Annotated in this window: 17 protein-coding genes, 1 tRNA gene and 3 pseudogenes; 8 read left to right on the top strand and 13 right to left on the bottom strand. The window is 67.1% G+C overall.

Going from position 1 to position 21,187, the window contains the following annotated elements:
* Window positions 1–155: 155 nt before the first annotated feature.
* The gene (locus F3J15_RS27925) at window positions 156–1,088 is read left to right on the top strand and encodes a CopD family protein (protein ID WP_166895245.1); all 933 of its coding nucleotides are present in this window, start codon (window positions 156–158) and stop codon (window positions 1,086–1,088) included.
* A 154-nt stretch (window positions 1,089–1,242) separates the two neighbouring features.
* Here the strand turns inward: F3J15_RS27925 and dgoD are convergent, their stop codons facing one another.
* Window positions 1,243–2,391 carry a galactonate dehydratase gene (gene dgoD / locus F3J15_RS27920; RefSeq protein ID WP_089426266.1) on the bottom strand — a complete coding sequence of 383 codons (1,149 nt, stop codon included), beginning with the start codon at window positions 2,389–2,391 and terminating at the stop codon, window positions 1,243–1,245.
* 163 nt (window positions 2,392–2,554) lie between these two features.
* On the opposite strand from dgoD, the gene F3J15_RS27915 reads away from it, so the two are divergent.
* Entirely contained in the window at window positions 2,555–3,238 is a 684-nt protein-coding gene (locus F3J15_RS27915) for an FCD domain-containing protein (RefSeq protein WP_083265915.1), read from the top strand.
* Window positions 3,239–3,265: 27 nt separating this feature from the next.
* Here F3J15_RS27915 and F3J15_RS27910 read toward each other — a convergent pair whose 3' ends face one another.
* Window positions 3,266–3,511, bottom strand: coding sequence for a DUF1272 domain-containing protein (locus tag F3J15_RS27910; RefSeq protein WP_166895243.1), 246 nt, complete (start codon window positions 3,509–3,511; stop codon window positions 3,266–3,268).
* Window positions 3,512–3,666: 155 nt separating this feature from the next.
* On the opposite strand from F3J15_RS27910, the gene F3J15_RS27905 reads away from it, so the two are divergent.
* Window positions 3,667–4,014, top strand: coding sequence for a GFA family protein (locus tag F3J15_RS27905; protein ID WP_089446695.1), 348 nt, complete (start codon window positions 3,667–3,669; stop codon window positions 4,012–4,014).
* 34 nt (window positions 4,015–4,048) lie between these two features.
* On the opposite strand, the gene F3J15_RS27900 is transcribed toward F3J15_RS27905, so the two are convergent.
* Window positions 4,049–7,150: a transglycosylase domain-containing protein gene (locus F3J15_RS27900; RefSeq protein ID WP_166895241.1), complete on the bottom strand. Its 3,102-nt coding sequence runs from the start codon at window positions 7,148–7,150 to the stop codon at window positions 4,049–4,051.
* A 423-nt stretch (window positions 7,151–7,573) separates the two neighbouring features.
* Here F3J15_RS27900 and F3J15_RS27895 point away from each other — a divergent pair, with 423 nt between their 5' ends.
* Entirely contained in the window at window positions 7,574–7,966 is a 393-nt protein-coding gene (locus F3J15_RS27895; RefSeq protein WP_166895239.1) for an MAPEG family protein, read from the top strand.
* Window positions 7,967–8,122: 156 nt separating this feature from the next.
* Window positions 8,123–8,407: a PAAR domain-containing protein gene (locus tag F3J15_RS27890; RefSeq protein ID WP_048242675.1), complete on the top strand. Its 285-nt coding sequence runs from the start codon at window positions 8,123–8,125 to the stop codon at window positions 8,405–8,407.
* 61 nt (window positions 8,408–8,468) lie between these two features.
* Here F3J15_RS27890 and F3J15_RS27885 read toward each other — a convergent pair.
* The 3 genes and pseudogenes from F3J15_RS27885 to F3J15_RS27875 form a co-directional block, all read right to left on the bottom strand.
* Window positions 8,469–8,777, bottom strand: a pseudogene (locus tag F3J15_RS27885) (cupin domain-containing protein); the annotation flags it as partial.
* Window positions 8,778–8,871: 94 nt separating this feature from the next.
* Window positions 8,872–9,015, bottom strand: a pseudogene (locus F3J15_RS27880) (DJ-1/PfpI family protein); the annotation flags it as partial.
* A gap of 51 nt (window positions 9,016–9,066) precedes the next feature.
* Window positions 9,067–10,029 carry a LysR family transcriptional regulator gene (locus F3J15_RS27875; RefSeq protein ID WP_166895237.1) on the bottom strand — a complete coding sequence of 321 codons (963 nt, stop codon included), beginning with the start codon at window positions 10,027–10,029 and terminating at the stop codon, window positions 9,067–9,069.
* Window positions 10,030–10,425: 396 nt separating this feature from the next.
* Between F3J15_RS27875 and F3J15_RS38250 the strand changes: the two are divergent.
* A pseudogene (locus F3J15_RS38250) lies at window positions 10,426–10,560 on the top strand (PAAR domain-containing protein); the annotation flags it as partial.
* Window positions 10,561–10,618: 58 nt separating this feature from the next.
* On the opposite strand, the gene F3J15_RS27870 reads toward F3J15_RS38250, so the two are convergent.
* Both F3J15_RS27870 and F3J15_RS27865 read right to left on the bottom strand, forming a co-directional pair.
* Entirely contained in the window at window positions 10,619–10,930 is a 312-nt protein-coding gene (locus tag F3J15_RS27870) for a cupin domain-containing protein (protein ID WP_166895235.1), read from the bottom strand.
* A gap of 67 nt (window positions 10,931–10,997) precedes the next feature.
* The gene (locus tag F3J15_RS27865) at window positions 10,998–11,681 is read right to left on the bottom strand and encodes a DJ-1/PfpI family protein (protein ID WP_166895233.1); all 684 of its coding nucleotides are present in this window, start codon (window positions 11,679–11,681) and stop codon (window positions 10,998–11,000) included.
* Window positions 11,682–11,798: 117 nt separating this feature from the next.
* On the opposite strand from F3J15_RS27865, the gene F3J15_RS27860 reads away from it, so the two are divergent.
* Window positions 11,799–12,770, top strand: coding sequence for a GlxA family transcriptional regulator (locus tag F3J15_RS27860; RefSeq protein WP_166895231.1), 972 nt, complete (start codon window positions 11,799–11,801; stop codon window positions 12,768–12,770).
* 185 nt (window positions 12,771–12,955) lie between these two features.
* Window positions 12,956–13,930, top strand: coding sequence for a LysR family transcriptional regulator (locus tag F3J15_RS27855; protein ID WP_166895229.1), 975 nt, complete (start codon window positions 12,956–12,958; stop codon window positions 13,928–13,930).
* Between the two features lie 85 nt (window positions 13,931–14,015).
* Here the strand turns inward: F3J15_RS27855 and F3J15_RS27850 are convergent, their stop codons facing one another.
* The 5 genes from F3J15_RS27850 to F3J15_RS27830 all read right to left on the bottom strand — a co-directional run bounded on the left by F3J15_RS27850 (window position 14,016) and on the right by F3J15_RS27830 (window position 21,149).
* Window positions 14,016–14,798, bottom strand: a complete 783-nt coding sequence (locus F3J15_RS27850) for a hypothetical protein (protein WP_166895227.1) — start codon at window positions 14,796–14,798, stop codon at window positions 14,016–14,018.
* 138 nt (window positions 14,799–14,936) lie between these two features.
* The gene (locus F3J15_RS27845) at window positions 14,937–17,165 is read right to left on the bottom strand and encodes a hypothetical protein (protein WP_166895225.1); all 2,229 of its coding nucleotides are present in this window, start codon (window positions 17,163–17,165) and stop codon (window positions 14,937–14,939) included.
* 288 nt (window positions 17,166–17,453) lie between these two features.
* A tRNA-Met gene (locus F3J15_RS27840) sits at window positions 17,454–17,530 on the bottom strand.
* A gap of 158 nt (window positions 17,531–17,688) precedes the next feature.
* A complete protein-coding gene (locus F3J15_RS27835; RefSeq protein ID WP_069248773.1) occupies window positions 17,689–19,347 on the bottom strand; it encodes an MFS transporter in 1,659 nt (552 codons plus the stop codon).
* A 236-nt stretch (window positions 19,348–19,583) separates the two neighbouring features.
* Window positions 19,584–21,149, bottom strand: a complete 1,566-nt coding sequence (locus tag F3J15_RS27830; protein WP_166895260.1) for a sensor histidine kinase — start codon at window positions 21,147–21,149, stop codon at window positions 19,584–19,586.
* Between the last annotated feature and the right edge of the window lie 38 nt (window positions 21,150–21,187).

The following is a 21,187-nucleotide window of genomic DNA, read 5'->3' as shown; positions in this document are numbered from 1 at the left end:
GCGGGTCGCGCGGCGCCGCCTCCGCCGCAGGTCCAGTCATTTCTCCCGTTTCCGGATTCATCGATGACGTTTTCTACCATGCCGTTGCCTTCCTCACGCTGTCCGTCCCGTTGCCGTCGCTCCGTCGGCCTGCCGCTTTCGGGAGGGTGTGCGCGATGAAGTTCGACAGCTTGTGGATCGGTCAGGTCGCGCTCGCGGCGCTGATGGACGCGGCGCTCGCGATGGCGGTCGGCTCGGCGCTGCTCAAGGCATGGCTCGGCAAGGACGGTGCGCGTCCGGTCGTCGCGCCGTCGCATCCCGCATGGCTGCGCGCGCAACATTCGCTGGTCGCGGCGGCATTGGCGCTGGTGCTTGCGGATCTCGGCTGGCTCGTCTACGAGGCGGCGACGATGAGCGGGGCGGGGCTCGGCGGCGCGTTCGCCGCGATTCCCGTGATGCTGATGCAGACGCATACGGGCTTCGCGTGGAGCGTCGCGTTCGCCGGCGCCGTCGTGCTCGCGATCGTCGCGCTGGCGAAGCCGGAGGGCCCGGCCGCGCACGCGGTGCTGTGGCTCGCGGTGATCGTGGTCGCGGCCGGCAAGGCATCGCTCGGCCATGCGGCCGATACGGGCGCGCTGTCCGCGGCGGTCGGCGTGCAGACGCTGCACCTGCTCGCAACGGCCGTATGGGGTGGGCTCGTGCTCGCGGGCGGGCTCGCGGTGCTGCCGGCGCTCGGTTCGTCGGTCGCGCGCGGCGCGCTGATCCGCATCGGCCAGCACCTGTCGCGCACGTCGATCGTCGCGGTCGTCTTCTTGCTCGGCACCGGCGCGCTCAATGCGATCCGCGGGCTCGGCGGTTCGCTCGCGCCGCTCGACGGCAGCACGTGGGGGCGCGTGTTGCTGCTGAAGCTGCTGCTCGTCGCGCTCGCGCTCGTGCTCGGCGGCCTGAACCGCTTCGCGGCGCTGCCGCGCCTGCGCCGCACCGCGTCGACCGAGGATGCGCACACGTTCCGCAACATCCTGCATCTCGAAGCGCTGACGATGATCGGCGTGTTCGTCGCGGCCGCCGTGCTGTCGTTCAGCGTGCCGGGGTTCGCGGCACTCGGCTGACGGCAAGGCGCGCACGGCGTAGCGCAAGGCCGCCGTCGCGTACCCGGCACGTGCCGGACATCACACTGCGCACGCAAAAACGGCTGCCCGTCGGGCAGCCGTTCTCGAATCGATACTGACCGCGCGGGTCGCAGCCGCGCGCTGCGCATCGCGCTCACCACTCAGCGACGCTGCCGTCCTCGTGACGCCACACCGGGTTGCGCCAGCGGTGCCCCGTCTTCGCCATCTCGCGCACCTTCTCCTCGTTCACGTCGATGCCGAGCCCCGGGCCCTGCGGGATCGCGACGAAGCCGTCCTCGTAGCGGAACACCTCGGGGTTGCGCAGGTAGTCGAGCAGGTCGTTGCCCTGGTTGTAGTGGATGCCGAGGCTCTGCTCCTGGATGAACGCGTTGTAGCTGACCGCGTCGAGCTGCAGGCACGCGGCGAGCGCGATCGGACCGAGCGGGCAGTGCAGCGCGAGCGCGACGTCGTAGCTCTCCGCGAGCGTCGCGATCTTGCGGCACTCGGTGATGCCGCCCGCGTGCGACGCGTCCGGCTGGATGATGTCGACGTAGCCGCCCGCGAGGATGTGCTTGAAATCCCAGCGCGAGTACAGCCGCTCGCCGAGCGCGATCGGCGTGTTGGTCTGGTTGACGATGTCGCGCAGCGCCTCGGCGTTCTCCGATAGCACCGGCTCCTCGATGAACATCAGCTTGTACGGGTCGAGCTCCTTCGCGAGCACCTTCGCCATCGGCTTGTGCACGCGGCCGTGGAAGTCGACGCCGATTCCGACATGCGGGCCGACCGCGTCGCGCACCGCCGCGACGTTCGCGATCACCTGCTCGACCTTGTCGTAGGTGTCGACGATCTGCAGCTCCTCGGAGCCGTTCATCTTCACGGCCTTGAAGCCGCGCTCGACCACCGCGCGCGCATTGTTCGCGACGTCGCTCGGCCGGTCGCCGCCGATCCACGAATACACCTTGATGCGATCGCGCACCTGGCCGCCGAGCAGCGCGTGCACGGGCACGCCGTGATGCTTGCCCTTGATGTCCCACAGCGCCTGGTCGACGCCCGCGATCGCGCTCATCGTGATCGGGCCGCCGCGGTAGAAGCCCGCGCGGTACATCACCTGCCAGTGATCCTCGATCAGCAGCGGATCGCGGCCGACGAGGTAGTCGGCCAGTTCCTGCACGGCGGCCTCGACCGTGTGCGCGCGGCCTTCGACGATCGGCTCGCCCCAGCCGACGATGCCCTCGTCGGTTTCGATCTTGAGGAACAGCCAGCGCGGCGGGACGACGAAGGTTTCGAGGCGGGTGATTTTCACGGTGCGAGTCTCCAGGGTTGACCGGCGCGGGCAGTCGGGCGCGGCGCACGGTCGCGTGCTTTCATGGTTATCCTAGCGCAGCCCGGTAAAAAATAGTATTAATAGCACTATTGTGCAGATAGTGGGCAGCCGGCACGCCCGGGTACCGGCATAACGGAGAACGATCATTCGACGCGACCTGCATGGACAAACGGCCTTCCGGCTCGCCACAGCGATCCTGCGCGGCGACTACCCGCCCGAGTCGCTGCTGCCGAGGGAACCCGACCTGATGGTGATGTACGGCGTGAGCCGGACGGTGATGCGCGAGGCGCTGCGTACGCTCACGTCGAAAGGGCTCGTCGAGTCGCGGCCGAAGATCGGCACGCGCGTGCGGCCGCGCGGCGTATGGAACCTGCTCGACGCCGACCTGCTCGACTGGTACGCGCGTGTCGCGCCGCCGATCGCGTTTGCGCTGAAGCTGCAGGAAATGCGCGAGATGGTCGAGCCGTACGCGGCCGCGCTTGCCGCGCGCATGCATACGCCGGAGACGTTCGACGCGATCGACGGCGCGGCGCGTGCGATGGCCGCCGCGCGCAACGTCGACGAATGGGTGCGCGCCGACCTGCGCTTTCACCTGAGCGTGCTCGAGGCCGGCGGCAACGAACTGCTGGTGCCGCTCGGCACGCTGATCGATCGCACGCTCGAGGCGCAACTGCATCTGAATGCGCGCCGCGCGGACGTGTACAACGCGTCGCTCGCCGAGCACACGGCCGTCAGCGATGCGATCCGCGTGCGCGACGAGGACGGTGCGCGCCGCGCGATGGCGGCGCTGCTCGCGGTGACGCGCGCACGGATCGAGATGTCGTGACGGGGAAGGGCCGGCCGTGCGGCGCCGTCAGGCGTTCGCGCAGCCGCCCGGCTTGTAGATGCGTTCGGTGGACGCCGGGTACTTCGCGAGCAGGCTCGCCGGCCGCCGCGGGCGCACGACCAGGTCGCCGCCGCAGTTCGGGCAACGGCCCTTCAGCACGTCGTCGGCGCAGGTCGCGCAGAACGTGCATTCGAACGTACAGATGCGTGCATCGGCCGAATCGGGCGGCAGGTCCTTGTCGCAGCATTCGCAGCCGGGGCGCAGTTCGAGCATGACGGTTTTCCTTGGTTTGGGCAGGGTCGGGACGGGCGCCGCACGGACATTGCGTGCGGCGCATGTGCGCGCTACTGTACCTGCTTGGATCGGCCCGGCCAACGGTGTTCCGCCGGGGCGCCGTCGATGCGCACGGGCCGCACCGGGAGACGACCATGCTTTATCGCGGAAGCTGTCACTGCGGCGACGTGAAGTTCGAGGCGGAAGGCGACCTGCAGGGCGTGATGGCGTGCAACTGCTCGATCTGCCAGCGCAAGGGCGCGCTGATGTGGTTCGTGCCGCGCGACCACATGACGCTCCTCACGCCCGACGAACATCTCGCCACCTACATGTTCAACAAGCACGTGATCCAGCACCGCTTCTGCAAGCGCTGCGGGATTCACACGTTCGGCGAGGGCGTCCACCCGAACGGCACCGCGATGGCCGCGATCAACGTGCGCTGTCTCGAGGGTGTCGATATCGACGCGCTGCCGGTCACGCACTACGACGGCCGCTCGCACTGAGCGGCGCACCGGCGCATGAACGGACGCGCGGCCGTCAGGACGGTTGCGCGGTAGCGGCGCCCGGCGCGGGCGTCTCCGCCTGCGGGGCGGGGCCCGCGGTGCGCGTGCCGGCCGGGCGCTCGATCAGCGGCGCGAGCGCCGGCGCCATCGATTTCAGCAGCTGCACGGCCATCGCGCTCGTGAAGTCGTAGCGCGCCGCATACGGCTCGTGCGCCGTTGCGGTCAGGACCCCGAAGAACCGGTCGCCGAGCACGAACACGAAGGTGCCGCTGCGGTTCACCTTGCGCGACTCGATCAGCCGCGCGCCGCGCGCATAGACGTTGAAGCGCTGGTCGCCCGTCCCCGTCTTGCCGTACACGTCGAGCGTCTTGCCGTCGGGCAGCGTGAAGCCGCCCGCGAGGCGGCGCGCGGTGCCGTTGAGCACGACGTCGCGCAGCAGCGTGTGCGCCACGTTGACGATCTCCGGCGACAGCGTCGGCTGCGGCTGCGCGGTCGCGCGCACGAAGCGCGTTTCGTACGGCGTGCCCTTCGCGAAGTCGAGCCGCGTGATCGTCTCGGTCGGTGCTTTCTGGCCGTCGTTCGCGATCAGGCCGATCAGTTTCGCGAGTGCGTCGGGCTGGTCGCCCGACGCGCCGATCGCGGCCGCGTACGACGGCGTGACTTCCGCGAACGGGTAGCCGAGCGCGCGCCACGACTTCGTGATCTCCGCGTACGCGCGCAGCTCGACCATGCGGCGGATGCGGCGGTCCTGGGTCGCGTGGTAGCGCGTCTTGTACAGCCACGAATACGTGTAGAAGCGTGCATCGCGGCTGTCGCGCTGGACGTCGGCGAGCGGCGCTGCCGGGTGCGCACGCAGGTAGTTGAGCGTCCACAGCGCGAGCGGATGCACGCTCGCGATGTAGCCGCGATCGTTGAGGTTGAAGCGGTCGATCGCGTACTTCGCGTAGAGCTTGGCGAGATCGTCGTCGGACAGCGTCGCGGCCGGCGTGCCCTTCAGTTGCACGCGCATCTGCGCGTCGAACCACGCGAGCGATTCGTTCGGTGCGACGCTGCGCAGCACCGTCGCGATCTTCGGCGGTGATTTGCGCACGTCCTTCAGCATTAGCGCGAGCGCGTCGTCGGGCGCCTTGCCCGCATAGCGCGTGTAGTAGCGCTTCACGTAGACTTGGCTTTCGCCGTCGACGAACTGCTGCAGGTAATGCCGGCGCTGGTCGGGATCGCCGAGCCACGATGACGACGGGCCGGCCGCCTGCAGCGTCTCGTAGTGGACGATGTCGCGCATCAGCCGCACGAACACGAGGTTCACCGAATGCTCGAACGCCGTGTGCAGCGTCAGGATGCGGCCGTTGTCCGACTTCTCGAAGTTCGAGAATACCTGCGCGCCGCCACCCGTGTAGAACACGTCCGGGCTCGCCGAATACTTGCGTTCGACGGCCGCATCGAGCATTGCCTGCAGCGAGCGGTCGCGCGTATGCGACAGGTAGTCGAGCGCCCAGCGCGACAGCCCGTCGATCGGGTCGGGCTTCACGCGCGCCAGCTCCGCGTTCGACAGGTTCGCGTAGCGCGCGTGCAGGTCGGACACGATCTGCAGGTAGGTGATCAGCGTACGCAGTTTCGCGGTCGAGCCGAGGTTGATGCGGCCGCCGCGATTGACGTCGAACGGCTCGTTCACGCTGTCCGTCTGCACGCGCAGCAGATTCGCGCCGTTGCGGCGTTCGTACAGCGTGAAGCTGTACGTGAGGTGCGACGGGTCGTCCTTCGGCGCGAGCATCTCGTAACCGTACAGGCCGGCCTTCTGCGCCCCGTCGCGCGTCGACGCCTGGGCGAGCCGTTCGGCGACCGCCTGCTGCACGCCGTTGTCGAGCGTGCTGGTCGCCTGCAGATCGAACTGGTCGAGCTGGTACAGGTCGCTGATGCCGAGCGCCGACAGCAGCGACGCGCGCGCGGACGTCACGGCCTTGCGCGACACGAACGACTGCACGTGCGCGGCGGCCGGCGGCGCACTGCGTTCGATCTGCGCGTCAAGCGCGGCGTCGCGCAGCGCGGGTGAGATCACGCCGCCGTTCGACAGCAGCCGCAGGTAGCTGTCGGTGAGCTTCTGCAGCGCCGGATAGCCGCTGTTGAGGAAGTACGACGGCGCACGCTGCGCGATGATCAGCGACAGCACCTCGCGGAACGCCTTGCCCTGTTCGTCGACGTTGTCGCCGGTCGTCGGTGCGGACAGGATCCGGTTCACGTCGTTGAAGTCGCGGCCATACCACGCGGCGAGGCCGTCGCCGAGGCCGGTGATTTCGCCGATATGCGGCCGCGCGGCGAGCGGTACCGAGTTCAGGTAGCGCACGACGATGGTGCGGCGCGCGAGCATCGTCTGCGGGCCGTTCAGGTACGCGCGCACCGACGCGGACGCGATCTGCCGCAGCTTCTCGGGCGGCGTCGCGGTGCGCCCCTCGGGCGAATGGCGGAACTTCTCGATCTGCGTCGCGAGCGTGCTGCCACCCGGGCGCGCCTGATGGCGGTTGACGACGTGCAGCGCCTGGTCGGCGACCGCGCGGCCGAAGCGCCCCCAGTCGATTGCCGGGTTGCGGTTCGGTTGGTTCGCGTCGAGCAGGTAGCGATCCTCGATGAACAGCAGCGAATCGGCCACCACGCGCGGCACCAGGTCGAAATCGGCGTAGACGCGCTGCGGGAACACGGTCGCGAACAGCGGCGCGCCGGTCGAGTCGAACAGCATCAGGCCCGCCTGATCCTTTTCTTCAAACGGGAGGAACAATCCGCGCTCGCCGAGCGACAGCATCCGCTGCGAATCGCGCGCCTGCTTGCCGACGACGAAGCCGCGCGCGAGCAGCCGCTCCTGGAACGCCGGAATCATCGCGTAGCCGAGGCGCTGGTCGTATGGGCCGTTCGCGGGGAAGCGGATGTGATCGCTCGGGCCCGTCTCGACCGTGTAGCCGACGTCGCGGGTGAGCTCGGACAGGTAGCGCGCCTGCAGCCGGGACGTTTCGATCTCGCTCTGCACGAGTCGCGCAACGATCGCCATGGCGATCAGCAGCGCGGCCAGCAAAGACCACTTGACCCACGTCCAGACCGATGCGGGACCGGTCACGCGCGGCAGGATACGATTCAGCGGCCGATTCATGGCGGCGTCTCCCTGAAGGCGCGGGCTCCGGCCGCACCCCATTAAGGATTAGTGTAGTCCTCCGCAGCGGGCTGCCAAGGACGTTCACTACCGAGATGCGTGGGCGCAACGCACGTGCCTGGGACGCGCTGTCACCCGCGTCGCGCTGCGGTGGTGCATGCCGTCGCAGCGTAACGTTTGCGCGTTTCGTGGCCGGGAGCACCCGTGTGTCGGGATGCGTCGGCGGGCCGGCCCGGAAGGCCGGGCAGGCGGGCAATGCACCGGTTTCGTGCGGTGCGTCGGAGCGACAATTGGGATCGGACCCCGACCGTAAAACTGTGTCCGGTGCACGGCGATGCTGCGGGTTTCCGTGATGGTCGCGCGTGTCGGTCACGGGTACGATCGCGGGATATGCGGCGCATTTCCGCTTTTGCCGGGAGTCCCATGCCGATCCACCCCGTCGCGCTCGTTTGCACGGCCATCCTCGGGCTGCTGCTGTTCGGGCTCGGGCTCGTCGTGTCCGTCACGCGCTTCCGGTGCACCACCGGTTCCGGGTGTGCGGCCGATCCGGCGAACGGGTTGCACAAGATCGTGCGCGCGCACGGCAACACGGCCGAATACGCGCCGTTCCTCGCGGTGCTGTTTCTCTACTTCGGCGCACACGATCCATCGCGCACGATCCTGGCGCTGATCGTCGCGGCGACCGCGTGCCGTTGCCTGCTCGTGATCGGTTTGCTCGCGTGGCCGACGATGGCCAACCCGAATCCCGTGCGTTTCGTCGGCGCGCTCGGTACGTATCTGTGCGGCGCCGCCCTGTGTCTCGCGCTGTTCGTCTGAGTGGTGGCGGCCGGCGGCATACGGCACGGCGCCTGATCCGGGAGGCGGCTGCGACGAGCGGTGATATGCTCGCGGGACGCCCGCGATCGACGGGCAGATTCCGACTGCCTGCGCGCTGCCGCGTTGCACGGCATTTCCGAGGGAAGAACCGACAACATGAGCCGCAAATTCATTCTGAAGGGTGACACGACCGACCACGGCGGCGTCGTGCTCGAAGGGATCGCCAATTCGTCGTTCGACGGACGCGAACTCGCCTATCTCGGCGCGCCGGTGTTCTGCGCCGCCTGCAAGTCGCCAGGCGTGATCGTGTCCGACGGCGGCGAGCGGACGATGACCGTGATGGGCAAGGTCGTCGCGCTCGAACATGACCTGTGCCAGTGCCTGTGCACGCCTCAGCCGAAGCTGATCGCGTCGCAGGCCACCGGGACGATCACCGGATGAAACCCGCCGTGCGGAGGCGGTTGCCCTCCGCGCGGCATCGACGCACGGCCGCCGGCCGCCAGACGCTGCCTTCGGTTTCGATCACGAGGATGCGTGCTTCGCCGAGCGGATGCGCGACGTGCTCGGTGCCGGCCGATGCGTGGAACACGTCACCCGTTTCGAGCACCGTCGCGTGCTCGACGCCTGATTCGCGATAGCGCCTCTCGGCGCGACCGTCGAGCACCGCGAACACCTCCTCGCCGTCGTTCACGTGCCATCGATACGGCTGGTCGGTCCAGTGCAGGCGGACCGTGATGCCGTTCAGGTTCGCGATGTCGAGCGCACCCCACGCGCGGTCCGCCGTGAACGCGGCGCTGCGGATGATGTTCATCGATGGGTTCTCCGGCGCGGATGCGCGTCGTCTTCCAGTCTTCCGTCAATTTTTCGGTGTCCGCATTCAGCGCGACATCGTGTGCAGCGCCTGTGGGGGCGGGCGCGTATTCGAGTTGGAGCTGGATCGCCTGTGCTGCTTCGTCGCCGGCCAGTTCCGCGGCGATCGTCAGTGCGAAGTCGGTTCCGGCCGTGACGCCGCCGCCCGTGATCAGGTTGCCGTCGCGCACCACGCGCTCGGTGCACGCCAGCAATGCAGCCATGCGGCGCAGGCGGTGGCCGAACGGGGTTCAGGCCGGCGGTTCCCGGGTGCCCGACGGGCTGCCGGAACGGCAGGCCGGATAAGTGAGGTCGGGTTTTGGGTGCGTGCACGTGAAATATTCGATCACGTGATCGACGAAAAGGCGTGTCTTGCGCGGGAAGTGCCGGCGGCTCGGATACGCGATGTTCATCTCGAGATCGTCGACGCAATAGCCGCCGAGCAGCGGCAGCAGCCGGCCGTCGCGGAGGTCGTCCTCGACGAGGAAGCGCGGGAGGATCGCGACGCCCATGCCGTTCAAGGCGAGTTGCCGGATCAAGCCTAGGTTGTTCGATGCTGCCGACTTGTTCGGGCGCACGGCGAAGCGCATATTGCCGAGGTCGAACGTCACCGATTCGCCCGCGTAGTCCGACTGGAACAGCAGGCACGCATGATGCTCGAGATCGCGCGGATGCACGGGCTGGCCATGCCGGTCGACGTATTCGCGCGACGCGCAGATGACGAGGCCGAATCGCGTGAGGACTCGCCGCACGGTGCTGGCGCCGGTGATGCGCTGCGTGATCAGCAGCCCGACGTCGAATCCTTCCGACACGAGGTCGACATGCCGGTCGACGACCGTCACTTCGGGCACGACTTTGGGATGCTGGCGCTTGAATGTGTCGAGCGCCGGGGCGAGCATCTGGATGCCGAACATCACGGGCGCAACGATCTTGAGCGAGCCGATCGGCTCATGGTTCAGCGATGCGATCCTCTCTTCGACGCAATCGATCTCGTCGATCAAGCGGCGCACCTGCTCGAAATACAGGCGTCCGGCGTCGGTGAGCGACAGGTTGCGCGTCGTGCGGTTCAGCAGGCGCGCGCCGAGCCGGTTTTCCAGGCTCAGGAGCAGGCGGGTGGCGGACGAGTTGGAAATGTGCAGGTCGGCGGCGGCTTTTGCGAAGCTCTGCATTTCGGCGACCTTGACGAACAAGCGCATCGACTGGAGTTCATCCATGTTTTTTGATGTTGATCAGTGAATTTATCTTTATTGAATTGTATTCCTCTGTTTTTTAATTAACGAAACGCCATGAGGCAATTGTGTTTTATCGAACCGGGTAAGAATTCAAGGCGGAGGCGGCGAGATTCTGAAAGGTTTTGTGGCGCGCTGAAGCCTTGTGGGCGTTGCTTGGCGGACGCGCTCGTATGAATTTGTCGCGCCGGATTTTCGGGATAATTGGCCGGTAATTTATTGAGATAATCGGGCCGGCTGGATTATTCGGGCTGATTTTCGTACTTGTACTAAATCAATTTTAGGCATTGTACGAGCGTTGTTCTGGCGATATCGGGCTGCATTGCGCAATGCGATTGCCTTTCGCGCCCGCACGTGCCGCCATCGCGACAGCCGCTTCGCATGACCGTGTCGGACGGCGGCGACCGCACGTGACCGTGATGGGCAAGGCCGTCGCGCTCGAACACGACCCGTGGCCGTGTCGGTGCGCGCCGCAGCCCAACCTCGTCGCGTCGCAGCGGGACGATCTCTGGATAGAGCCGCCGTGCAGGCGGGCGTTCCGCGTGTGCAACGCATGCGGAATGCCCGCCCGATCTCAGACGCTGCCTGCGGTTTCGATCACGAGGATGCGTGCTTCGCCGAGCGGATGCGCGACGTGCTCGGTGCCGGCCGCCGCGTGGAACACGTCACCCGTTTCGAGCACCGTCGCGTGCTCGACGCCTGCTTCGCGATAGCGCATCTCGACGCGACCGTCGAGCACCGCGAACACTTCCTCGCCGTCGTTCACGTGCCATCGATACGGCTGGTCGGTCCAGTGCAGGCGGACCGTGATGCCGTTCAGGTTCGCGACGTCGAGCGCGCCCCACGCACGGTCCGCCGTGAACGCGGCGCTGCGGATGATGTTCATCGATGGGTTCTCCGGCGCGGATGCGCGTCGTCTTCCAGTCTTCGCGTCAATTTCCCGGCGTCCGCATTCAGCGCGACATCGCGCGCAGCGCCTGTTCGATCGTCGCCTTGCGCGTCGCGAAACCGGCGGCCGAACGTTCGGTGACGCGCTTCACGACCGCTGCCGGCGCGGTGTCGGGCGAACCGGCGTCGAACGGCGGGGCGGGCGCGTATTCGAGTTGGAGCTGGATCGCCTGCGCTTCTTCGTCGCCGGCCAGCTCCGCGGCGATCGTCAATGCGAAGTCGATGCCGGCCGTGACGCCGCCGCCCGTGATCAGGTTGCCGTCGCGCACCACGCGCTCGCGCACGGGCACCGCGCCGAGCGGTTCGAGCAGCGAGTGGAACGCCCAGTGCGTCGTCGCGCGCCGCCCGCGCAGCAGGCCGGCCACGCCCAGCAGCAGCGCGCCCGTGCAGACCGATGTCACGTAGCGCGCGGCGGCCGCGCGCTGCTGCACGAACGCGATCGTTTCGGCATCGAGCAGCAGCGCGTTGATTCCGATCCCGCCCGGAATGCAGATCACGTCGAGCGGCGGGCAGTCGTCGAACGTGCAGGTCGGCGCGAGCGCGAGCCCGCTGCTCGACGCGACGGTGTCGCGCGACTTCCAGACCAGGTGGACGGTGGCGTCGGGCAGCGACGCGAGCACGTCGTGCGGGCCGGTGAGATCGAGTTGCTGGACGCCCGGAAACACGAGAAAGCCGATATGCAGGGTCATGCGAAGACTCCGAGAGGAAGGGGAGCGAACCGTTGCGGGCACGGGATGGACAGATCGATTCTAGGCGCGTAGTGTTTGGCGAAATTGCCATATCTCCCACGTTTTCAGCCAATCGCCATGCCTGCCGCCCCGCGTTCGATCCTGGTCCTCGCGTTTCCTCGTGCGCAACTGCTCGATGTGTCGGGGCCGCTGCAGGTGTTCGCGTCCGTCAACGAGCTCGCGCTGGAGCGCGGCCAGCCGGCGCCGTATGCGCCACGCGTCATCGCGGTCGAGGCGGGGCCCGTCGAGACGTCGTCGGGCCTGGTCGTGATGGCGGAATCGCTGCGTTCGGCGGCGCGCCACCCCGATACGCTGATCGTCGCCGGCGGCAAGGGCGTGCATGCGGCATCGAAGGATGCGCGGCTCGTGCGCTGGGTACGGCAGCAGGCGGCGCGCACACGGCGCGTGGCATCGGTCTGCACCGGCGCGTTCCTGCTCGCCGAGGCCGGCCTGCTCGATGGGCGGCGCGCGGTCACGCACTGGGCGCGCTGCGACGAATTCGCGGCGCGCTATCCGAACGTGCGCGTCGAGTCCGATCCGATCTTCATCCGCGAAGGCGCGCTGTGGACTTCGGCCGGCGTGACGGCCGGCATCGATCTTGCGCTCGCGCTGGTCGAGGAGGACCTCGGGCGGGCAACCGCGCTCGACGTCGCGCGCGAACTCGTCGTGTTCCTGAAGCGTCCGGGCGGGCAGGCCCAGTTCAGCACGATGCTGTCGATGCAGCGCACCGACGACCGGTTCGGCGAACTGCACGCATGGATGGCCGAGCACCTGACGGCCGACCTGTCGGTGCCTGCGCTGGCCGAGCGCGTGCGCATGAGCGAGCGCAGCTTCGTGCGTCACTACCGCGCCGGAACCGGCCGCACGCCCGCGCGCGCCGTCGAGCAGATCCGCGTCGAGGCGGCGCAACGCCTGCTCGGCGAAACGGCATGGCCCGTCAAGCGGATCGCCGCGCGTTGCGGCTTCGGCTCGGAGGAGACGCTGCGCCGCTGTTTCGTACGCGTGCTGGGCGTATCGCCGCAGGGGTATCGCGAGCGATTCGTGCGGTAACGCACGGCGTCCGGCGGCGACCGAGTAGGGCCGGAGCGATCGCCGCGAAGGACTGAGCGGAAATCGATCGCTTTCCAGTCCGAAACGCAGAAACTATTCAGGATCGGAGAACAATAGGTGGGGGCTTGTGCCGCGCCCGTCGCGCGCTCTATTCTGTTTCGTTGGCGATTCGAAGGGGGAGCAGCATGGACCGAATCCAGGCAATGGAAGTTTTTACCCGCGTGGTCGACGCGAACAGCTTCACGCGCGCGGCCGACACGCTCGCGATGCCGCGTGCGTCGGTGACGACCATCATCCAGAATCTCGAGGCGCTGCTCGGCGTGCGCCTGATGCACCGGACGACGCGCCGGCTGTCGCTGACGCCGGAGGGGGCGGCATACTACGAGCATTGCATGAAGATCATCTCGGAGATCGCGGAGGCCGACGCGAGTTTCCAGACCGGCAACCGCAAGCCGAGCGGCGTGCTGCGTGTCCACATGCCGAGTTCGCTCGGGCGGCGCATCGTGCTGCCGTCGTTGTCGATTTTCCGGCAGCGCTACCCGGACATCACACTCGAACTGGGGCTCTCCGACCGCTACGTGGATCCGGTCGAGGAGGGCATCGACTGCATGATCCGGGTCGGGCCGCTGGAGGATTCGTCGATGGTCGCGCGGCGGATCGGGATGCTGAAGCGCGTGACCTGCGCGTCGCCCGATTACCTCGCGCGTCACGGCGAGCCGCACGAGATTGCCGATCTCGCCGAGCATCATGCGGTGAACTTTCGATCGAGCCACGGCGCGCGGGCGATTCCGTGGGTGTTCATGATCGACGGCAAGCCGTTCGAGGTGCGGATGAGCGGAACCGTCACGGTCAACGATTCGGATGCCTATGTGACGTGCGGGCTCGAAGGGTTCGGGATGATCCAGCCGACGCTGTTCATGGTGCTGCCGCACCTGCTCGACGGCTCGCTGGTCGAGGTGCTGCCGGACTGCAATCCGAAACCGAAGCCGATTTCGATCGTCTATCCGCACAACCGGCATCTGTCGCAGAAGGTGCGCGTGTTTGCCGACTGGATCGCGGAGGTGTTCGAGTCGACGCCGTCGCTGGAGGGCGGGGAGAACTGGCGTGGGCGCGTGGGGGCGCAGGCGGCGAAGGTGCAGAGAGGGGCGGTGGCGGCGTAAGACGTCGGCGCGCGGCCGGGGCGGCCGTGTTGCCGGCCACCGTGGAATCCGGGGCACGCAGCCGGTACGCGTCGGGACGCCGCCGCTACCAGCGGATGGTGTACGGATTGTCGCCCAGCGCCCAGTGCGCGTTGTCGTCCCGCTCGAGCAGGATCCCCTTGTGGGCCCAGCCATCGTCTTCGGGAAAGAACGACAGCGCGCTCAGCAGGTCCGGGTCAGCCAGCCACGGCGTCGCTTGCTTGTCCGGTTTCCACAGGAAATTGACCCACGTCACCAGATGCGGATTGTCGTCGAACGGATTCTTGGAGGGCGTCATGAATTTTTCGACGCCGCCATATGAAACGTGCGCGCAGAACAGATTCATCATGTACAGGACGCTGCCGCCGGGTGACGAAGGATCAGTCGACTCGAGTTCGTGATATCGGTAATAGGGCTTCCCGAGCGCGGTGAGCTCGATGTGGCTCAAGCGCACATGCTTGTCACTCGCCTCGTAATCCGGATTCCTGATGGTGGGCTTCCCTTTGCCCGCGTCGAATTTGACGGTAATCAGGCCGCGGTTGATGAGCGCCTGCACGTCTTTCCTGACCGTCCCGTCCACTCTCAGCAAGCTCGCCGCCGTGACGTCGGCGGGCAGCTCGGCGCCGCTCAAGCTGACGCAGGCGTCGGTCGGCGCCGTGTTCTTGTCCGCGAGCGCGGCTTTCAGAATCTCGTCGATCTCGCTCTTGTCCAGGCCGCCCGGGGGTGACATGTATCGCACGCCTGCCACCACGGCGGCGGCGATCGCGGCGACCGCGACACCTGCCACCAGCCGACGTCGTCTCGTGCGTCCGCGCGGCTTGTCGCTGTTCGATTCGTTACGGTCCCTCATCTGATCCTCGGAATTTTTCGTTGTCGATCGGGCAACTGCGGAGTCCGGTCATGGAGAAGCTGGCAGAGGCCCGACCGGTCGAACGCGTGTCCGATTTTCGCCGATCGTGGAAGTCGGCGGCCAGTCGATGCCATGGCTTCAGTTGCGGGATTGATCCGGAGCAGCGCCACGTGTCGCATGATCGCGCAGCGCGGCGGGCAATTGCCACAGCATCAGTTCGCGCGTGCCGAGTGCCCACAGCGCCGAACCGCTCCACGAAAAGGCCAGCGCCTGGATCTCGCTGTCTCTGGGTATCGACGATGTGTCGAGCTGCACGGGTGTGCGGCCCTGTGCGACGTCCCAGAGTGTGACGCGATGCTTCCAGCCGCCTGTGGTGTAGGTCGTGCCCATCGCAAGGAAGCGTCCGTTCGCGGAACGAGCGGCGGCCTTCAAGTTGTCGGCGCTGCCCAGCAGGGCCGACAGCACGTGCCCGCTCTTGAGATCCACCACGTGCATGCCGACAAAGCGCGCCCGTTTTGGGCCGGGATATTTCATGGGAGGCGGCATGCTGCCGTCGTCGTCGAGCAGGAGCACGAAGCCTGTCGCGATCCATTGACCCTGCGGCGAACCGAGCGGCTTGGGCACCCATTGCGCGACACCGGCGGCGCTGAAGGAATCCGGCGTGCCGAAGCGCTGCGGTAAGGCGATCGTACGCAGCGTGCGGCCGGTGCGGGCGTCCAGCTCGGCGAGCCCTTGCGAATCCTCCGTCCAGTAGCTCCCGGAAGGCCGCCAGCGTACGGGCCAGATCAGGGCATTGCTGCCGTTGCTGATCTCGTCCATCAGCGACTGGCGTACCGATGACAGCGTGGTGACGAACGGCCATGGATCGTCGGCGTCCGACGGCGGTGACGCCGGGCGCTGCACGGTCAGGAACGCGGAACCGACCGGGTGCTCGTCCTTCTCGTCATGCCGGATGTCATGCCAGAAATTGGCCGGCAGATCGTCGTCGAGAATCCAGTGCAAATCGCTCATCTGATGGTCTTGCCAATCGGTCTCGCTCGGCCAGACGACTTCATGACGATCGACCTTGCGGCTCGCGAGGTCATATCGGTACAGGCATGGTTTGCTCTTGGCGTCCGGCTGGCCGTCGAACCAGACGGCGCTGCCGTCGCCATTGATCATCATCCGTCGCGGGCCGTCCTTGCCGTGCCAGACTTCGTCCGCCTGCAACCCACTATTGCCCGCGTGCAGTCGCCACACATACTCGTTCCAGCCGCGGTTGTCGGCCACCTGGGCGCTGAACAGCAGGCTGCCATCCGGCAGGCCGAGGATGTCGTGCGGGTACAGCAACGTGCGTTGCGACGGGTCCGTCACGAACTTGTCCCAGCGGATGATCGACGGTTTGATGAGCGGGGCGCTCTGGTCCGGCGCGACCAGCTTGATTGCGGGGGGCGGCGTCGACGGTGTCGACGGCAATTGCCATGCAGTGGGCGACGTGGCGATTTCCAGCTTGGCCGGCAGTGCGGACAGCGCGTCGGACAATGCCGTGAACACGTCGCCCGGTACGACGGAGATGCCTGTCCTGCTGGATTGGGTCCGGTTGCCGCTGAATATGTCCAGGTCCTGAAGTGTCAGTGCTTTCCACAGGCTGTAGTCGGGGTTGGGCCGGGAGTCGATGCGACCGAACTGAACGACCGTCGCCGGATGCCCGAATATCGCGCTGACGTCCTGCACCCTGATGAACAGCGCGCTTCGGTACTGACCGGTGATGCCATCGCTGTGGTCCTGGCGGGCTTCCCAGAATGCGTAGGTGGACTGCAGCGCAGGCACGCCCGAGCCCTGGAACAGCCGGTCGACGCGTGCCCGAGCCTGATCCATGCGCCAGTCCAGTTCCTGCCGGGTGATCGCGCCTTGTTGCAGCGCCTGCTGCAGTTTCGGCAAGGTCGCGTGGTCGGCGATGGCTGCGCGCAGGTCCGGCCGGCGCGACAACAGCACACGGCTCCACGGGTCCGGCAAATTCTGCAGCTGCCAGCTATTGGCACTGGCTGTGACCGGGCTCGTCCGTTGCAGTACGCGCTGCACCAGCGGCTGCACCTGATCGTAGGGGGCGGAGACCAGCAGGAAAACGGCTTCCGCATAAGCTTGCCGGTTCTTGCCGTTGTCCCAGATCAGGACCTGTTCGCCTCGACGGGCGGCCACTTCGTAATCGTCGTCGTGCCCGGTGTCGCGCAGCTGCTCGAATCTCCAGTGCAGGCCGTCGACGGTGGTGTCTGGCAGAGGGTCGGCATGGCAGGCGAGCGGAATGGCGATGCCGATCAGAACCGACAGGAAGCATGCGAGGCGTTTTTTCATTGACGTTATGCCCGGATGCAGCAGAAATTTGGACATACCGATTCTAAGTGCGGTGTAGTGCTCGTGCCGCGGTGGTCCGGGTGCCATTGCGCGGGGTATCGACTTTTGCACCGTTCGGTATCGCCGCATACAGGCATCGGCGAGTGGCTCGTCTTTTTACGGAGAGCGGTGCCGGCATCGGTTGCGTATCCACTCCGGTCTCGAGCGCAATGGCACGATCATCGTGGCCACGAAGGCATGAGCCGGTGCTGGAGCCTTGGCGTGTGTTTTTGGCGGAACAAATGAAAAAGCCGCTGTTCCTTTCGAAACAGCGGCTCTCGCATTTGGTGGCGAATCAGGGATTCGAACCCCGGACCTGCGGATTATGATTCCGTCGCTCTAACCGACTGAGCTAATTCGCCGAAGACTTGAATTATGTCGATCGGACGGTCGGCTGTCAATACCTTTTTCTATCTTTCCCGAAAAAAGTTGCCGGCGGCCCGTACCGGCCTTCATTGCGGGCGGGAGCCGGTCCCCGGAAGGAGACTTTCCGCCGACCGTCCCCGCTGCGCACCCGCCATCAATCCTGCGCGTAGATGTTCGAGTCCTTCGTCTCCTTGACGAACAGCAGGCCGATCACGAACGTGGCCAGCGCGATCACGATCGGATACCAGAGGCCCGAGTAGATGTTGCCCTTCGCCGCGACGATCGCGAACGCGGTGGCCGGCAGGAAGCCGCCGAACCAGCCGTTGCCGATGTGATAGGGCAGCGACATCGACGTGTAGCGGATCCGCGTCGGGAACATCTCGACCAGCATCGCCGCGATCGGGCCGTAGACCATCGTCACGTAGATCACGAGGATCGTCAGGATCACGATCGTCATCGGCCAGTTGAGCTGCGCCGGGTCGGCCTTCGCCGGGTAGCCGGCCGATTTCAGCGTCGACGCGAGCGTCTTGTCGAACGCCGCGCCCTGCGCCTTCGCGTCGGCTGCCTTGCCTTCATAGGCGGGGATCACCGTGTCGCCGACCTTGATCTGGGCCGTCGCGCCAGCCGGTGCCGCGACGTTCTCGTAGTTCAGGCCGGCCTTCGCGAGCGCGCTCTTTGCGACGTCGCACGAGTTCGTGAACTTCGACGTGCCCACCGGGTTGAACTGGAACGAGCAGGCGGCCGGATCGGCGATGACCGTGATCGGCGCCTTCTGCGTCGCGACCTCGAGCTGCGGGTTCGCGTAGTGCGTGAGCGCCTTGAACAGCGGGAAGTAGGTCAATGCCGCGATCAGGCAGCCCGCGAGGATGATCGGCTTGCGGCCGATCTTGTCCGACAGCGAACCGAAGAACAGGAAGAACGGCGTGCCGATCAGGAGCGCGATCGCGATCAGGATGTTCGCGCTCGCACCATCCACCTTCAGCGTCTGCGTGAGGAAGAACAGCGCGTAGAACTGGCCCGTGTACCACACGACGGCCTGGCCGGCGGTCAGGCCGACGAGCGCGAGGATCACGATCTTCAGGTTCTTCCACTGGCCGAACGCTTCGGTCAGCGGCGCCTTCGACGTCTTGCCTTCCGCCTTGATGCGCAGGAACACCGGCGATTCGTTCAGCTGCAACCGGATCCACACCGACACCGCGAGCAGCAGGATCGACGCGACGAACGGCACGCGCCAGCCCCAGCTGCCGAACGCTTCCTCGCCGATGAGCGTGCGGATGCCCAGGATCACGAGCAGCGACAGGAACAGGCCGAGCGTGGCGGTCGTCTGGATCCACGCGGTGTAGAAGCCGCGACGGTTGGCCGGCGCATGCTCGGCGACGTAGGTCGCCGCGCCGCCGTACTCGCCGCCGAGCGCAAGGCCCTGCAACAGCCGCATCGCGATGAAGATCACGGGGGCGGCGATGCCGATCGACGCGTAGCCGGGCAGGAAGCCGACCACGAACGTCGAGAGGCCCATGATCACGATCGTCACGAGGAACGTGTGCTTGCGGCCGACGAGGTCGCCGAGGCGGCCGAACACGATCGCGCCGAACGGCCGCACCGCGAAGCCGGCCGCGAAGCCGAGCAGCGTGAAGATGAAGGCGGCGGTTGGATTGACGCCGGAGAAGAAGCTCTTGCTGATGTAGGCCGCGAGCGAGCCGGCCAGGTAAAAGTCGTACCACTCGAACACGGTGCCGAGCGACGACGCGAAGATCACTTTCTTCTCTTCGCCCGTCATCGGCGAGTGGGAAATTTGCCCGCCTAACGTTGCCATGAGTCGTCTCCAAGTCCCTTGATATAGATGTGCGGCCGCCTTGGGTGGACGGGCCTGTCGAGGATTATTGGTACGGAAACTTACGGCCGACTGACTCGTGCGTACAAAACGACTGCAGGTTAACCCGCGCCGAATCGGTTGTTTCGTGCGCCCATCGTGGCGCGAAGTGCTTTGAACTTCTGGTAAATCTCAGATTTTGACCCAATCGGGGCGTGCTGCGGCGGCGCACGTCAGGGTTAATCCGGGGCGGTTTCGGCCAGCGGCAAGCTGACGCGCACGAGCGTGCCGGCGAGGCGCGGTGCGTGCTGGTACACATGGTCGTCGAGCGTCAGCGTGCCGCCGTGCTGCGTGGCGATCTCGCGCACGATCGCGAGCCCGAGGCCGCTGCCGTCGCCCTCGCGTCCGAGGATCCGGTAGAAGCGCTCGACGACGCGCTCGCGTTCGGGGGCCGGGATACCCGGCCCCGTGTCCTCGACTTCGAGATGCACGAGTCGCGCCGCGGGCTCGGCGCGCACGCGCACCGTGATGCGGCCGCCGTCCGGCGTGTAGCGGATCGCGTTGTCGATCAGGTTGCCGAGCATCTCGCGCAGCATCACCGGATTGCCGTCGACGTCGAGCGGCCTGTCGTCCGGCGGGTCCGTCGAGTCCGGCGGGCCTTCGTAGCCGAGATCCATCCGTTTCGCGAGCGCGGCCTGCACCCAGTCGCGCACCGCGCGCCGCGCGAGCGTGGCGATCTCGACCGGCTCGAACGTCAGCCCGCTCGCGCGGTTCTCGGCGCGCGCCAGCGCAAGCAACTGCGTGACGAGCCGCGCGGCCTGCTCGGAGCTCGTCGCGATCTGCTCGAGCGAGCGCTGCACGTCGGGCGGGACGGGGTGGCGCAGCGCGAACTCGGCCTGCGTGCGCAGGCCCGCGAGCGGCGTCTTCATCTGATGGGCGGCGTCGGCGATGAAGCGCTTCTGCAGCGCCATGTTCTGTTCGAGGCGGGCGAGCAGGTCGTTGAACGACGTGACGAGCGGCTCGATCTCGGGCGGCGCGCGCTGCGCCTCGACAGGCGACAGGTCGTCGGGCCGCCGCGCGCGGATGTGCGCCTGCAGCGCGTTGAGCGGCGCGAGCCCGCGCGACAGCCCGAACCAGACCAGCAGGATCGCGAGCGGCAGGATCACGAACTGCGGCAGGATCACGCCCTTGATGATGTCGTTCGCGAGCGCGTTGCGCTTGTCCAGCGTTTCGCCGACCTGCACGAGCACGGGCTGCGGGTTGCCCGATTGCGGCAGCGCGACCGTCGTATACGCGACGCGCACGTCGTTGCCGCGCAGCAGGTCGTCGCGGAACATGACGACGCCTGGCGGCGGGCGGTCCTCGTCGCGCGGCAGCGGCATGTCGGCTTCGCCCGCGACCAGCTCGCCGCGTGTGCCGAGCACCTGGAAGTACACGCTGTCGACGTTGTCCGCGCGCAGGAAGTCGCGGGTCTGCTCCGGCAGCGTCAGCTCGGCGACACCGTTCACCGGATGGATCTGCCGCGCGAGCACATAGGCGTTGGTCTCGAGCGCGCGGTCGAACGGGCCGTTCGCGATCGTCTTCGCGACCAGATAGGTGACGGCGATGCTCATCGGCCACAGCAGCAGCAGCGGCGCGAGCATCCAGTCGAGGATCTCGCCGAACAGCGAGCGCGGGCGCGGCGCCTCGGGCGCATCGGTTTCGTCGGGCGGCGCGAACGGGTTCTCGTAGCGCGCGTCGCGCGCTTCGTCGGCGGCCGACGACGGTGCGCCGGTCGGGGGGCGGGTATGGGCCGGCGTGGCCATCGCGGCGACGCCCGGGTTCAGCGCAGCGGCGTGCCGGC

The organism is Burkholderia sp. Ap-955 (assembly GCF_011753045.1).
GTDB classification, from domain to species: Bacteria; Pseudomonadota; Gammaproteobacteria; order Burkholderiales; family Burkholderiaceae; genus Burkholderia; species Burkholderia lata_D.
This window is presented reverse-complemented; position numbering and strand designations above follow the sequence as displayed.

Coding starts and splice junctions, on each gene's coding strand:
- F3J15_RS27925 (WP_166895245.1), top strand. CDS start 156: ATGAAGTTCGACAGCTTGTGGATCGGTCAGGTCGCGCTCGCGGCGCTG.
- F3J15_RS27875 (WP_166895237.1), bottom strand. CDS start 10,029: ATGGATGAACTCCAGTCGATGCGCTTGTTCGTCAAGGTCGCCGAAATG.
- F3J15_RS27870 (WP_166895235.1), bottom strand. CDS start 10,930: ATGAACATCATCCGCAGCGCCGCGTTCACGGCGGACCGTGCGTGGGGC.
- F3J15_RS27910 (WP_166895243.1), bottom strand. CDS start 3,511: ATGCTCGAACTGCGCCCCGGCTGCGAATGCTGCGACAAGGACCTGCCG.
- F3J15_RS27895 (WP_166895239.1), top strand. CDS start 7,574: ATGCCGATCCACCCCGTCGCGCTCGTTTGCACGGCCATCCTCGGGCTG.
- F3J15_RS27865 (WP_166895233.1), bottom strand. CDS start 11,681: ATGACCCTGCATATCGGCTTTCTCGTGTTTCCGGGCGTCCAGCAACTC.
- F3J15_RS27860 (WP_166895231.1), top strand. CDS start 11,799: ATGCCTGCCGCCCCGCGTTCGATCCTGGTCCTCGCGTTTCCTCGTGCG.
- F3J15_RS27900 (WP_166895241.1), bottom strand. CDS start 7,150: ATGAATCGGCCGCTGAATCGTATCCTGCCGCGCGTGACCGGTCCCGCA.
- F3J15_RS27905 (WP_089446695.1), top strand. CDS start 3,667: ATGCTTTATCGCGGAAGCTGTCACTGCGGCGACGTGAAGTTCGAGGCG.
- F3J15_RS27850 (WP_166895227.1), bottom strand. CDS start 14,798: ATGAGGGACCGTAACGAATCGAACAGCGACAAGCCGCGCGGACGCACG.
- F3J15_RS27845 (WP_166895225.1), bottom strand. CDS start 17,165: ATGTCCAAATTTCTGCTGCATCCGGGCATAACGTCAATGAAAAAACGC.
- F3J15_RS27855 (WP_166895229.1), top strand. CDS start 12,956: ATGGACCGAATCCAGGCAATGGAAGTTTTTACCCGCGTGGTCGACGCG.
- F3J15_RS27830 (WP_166895260.1), bottom strand. CDS start 21,149: ATGGCCACGCCGGCCCATACCCGCCCCCCGACCGGCGCACCGTCGTCG.
- F3J15_RS27835 (WP_069248773.1), bottom strand. CDS start 19,347: ATGGCAACGTTAGGCGGGCAAATTTCCCACTCGCCGATGACGGGCGAA.
- F3J15_RS27890 (WP_048242675.1), top strand. CDS start 8,123: ATGAGCCGCAAATTCATTCTGAAGGGTGACACGACCGACCACGGCGGC.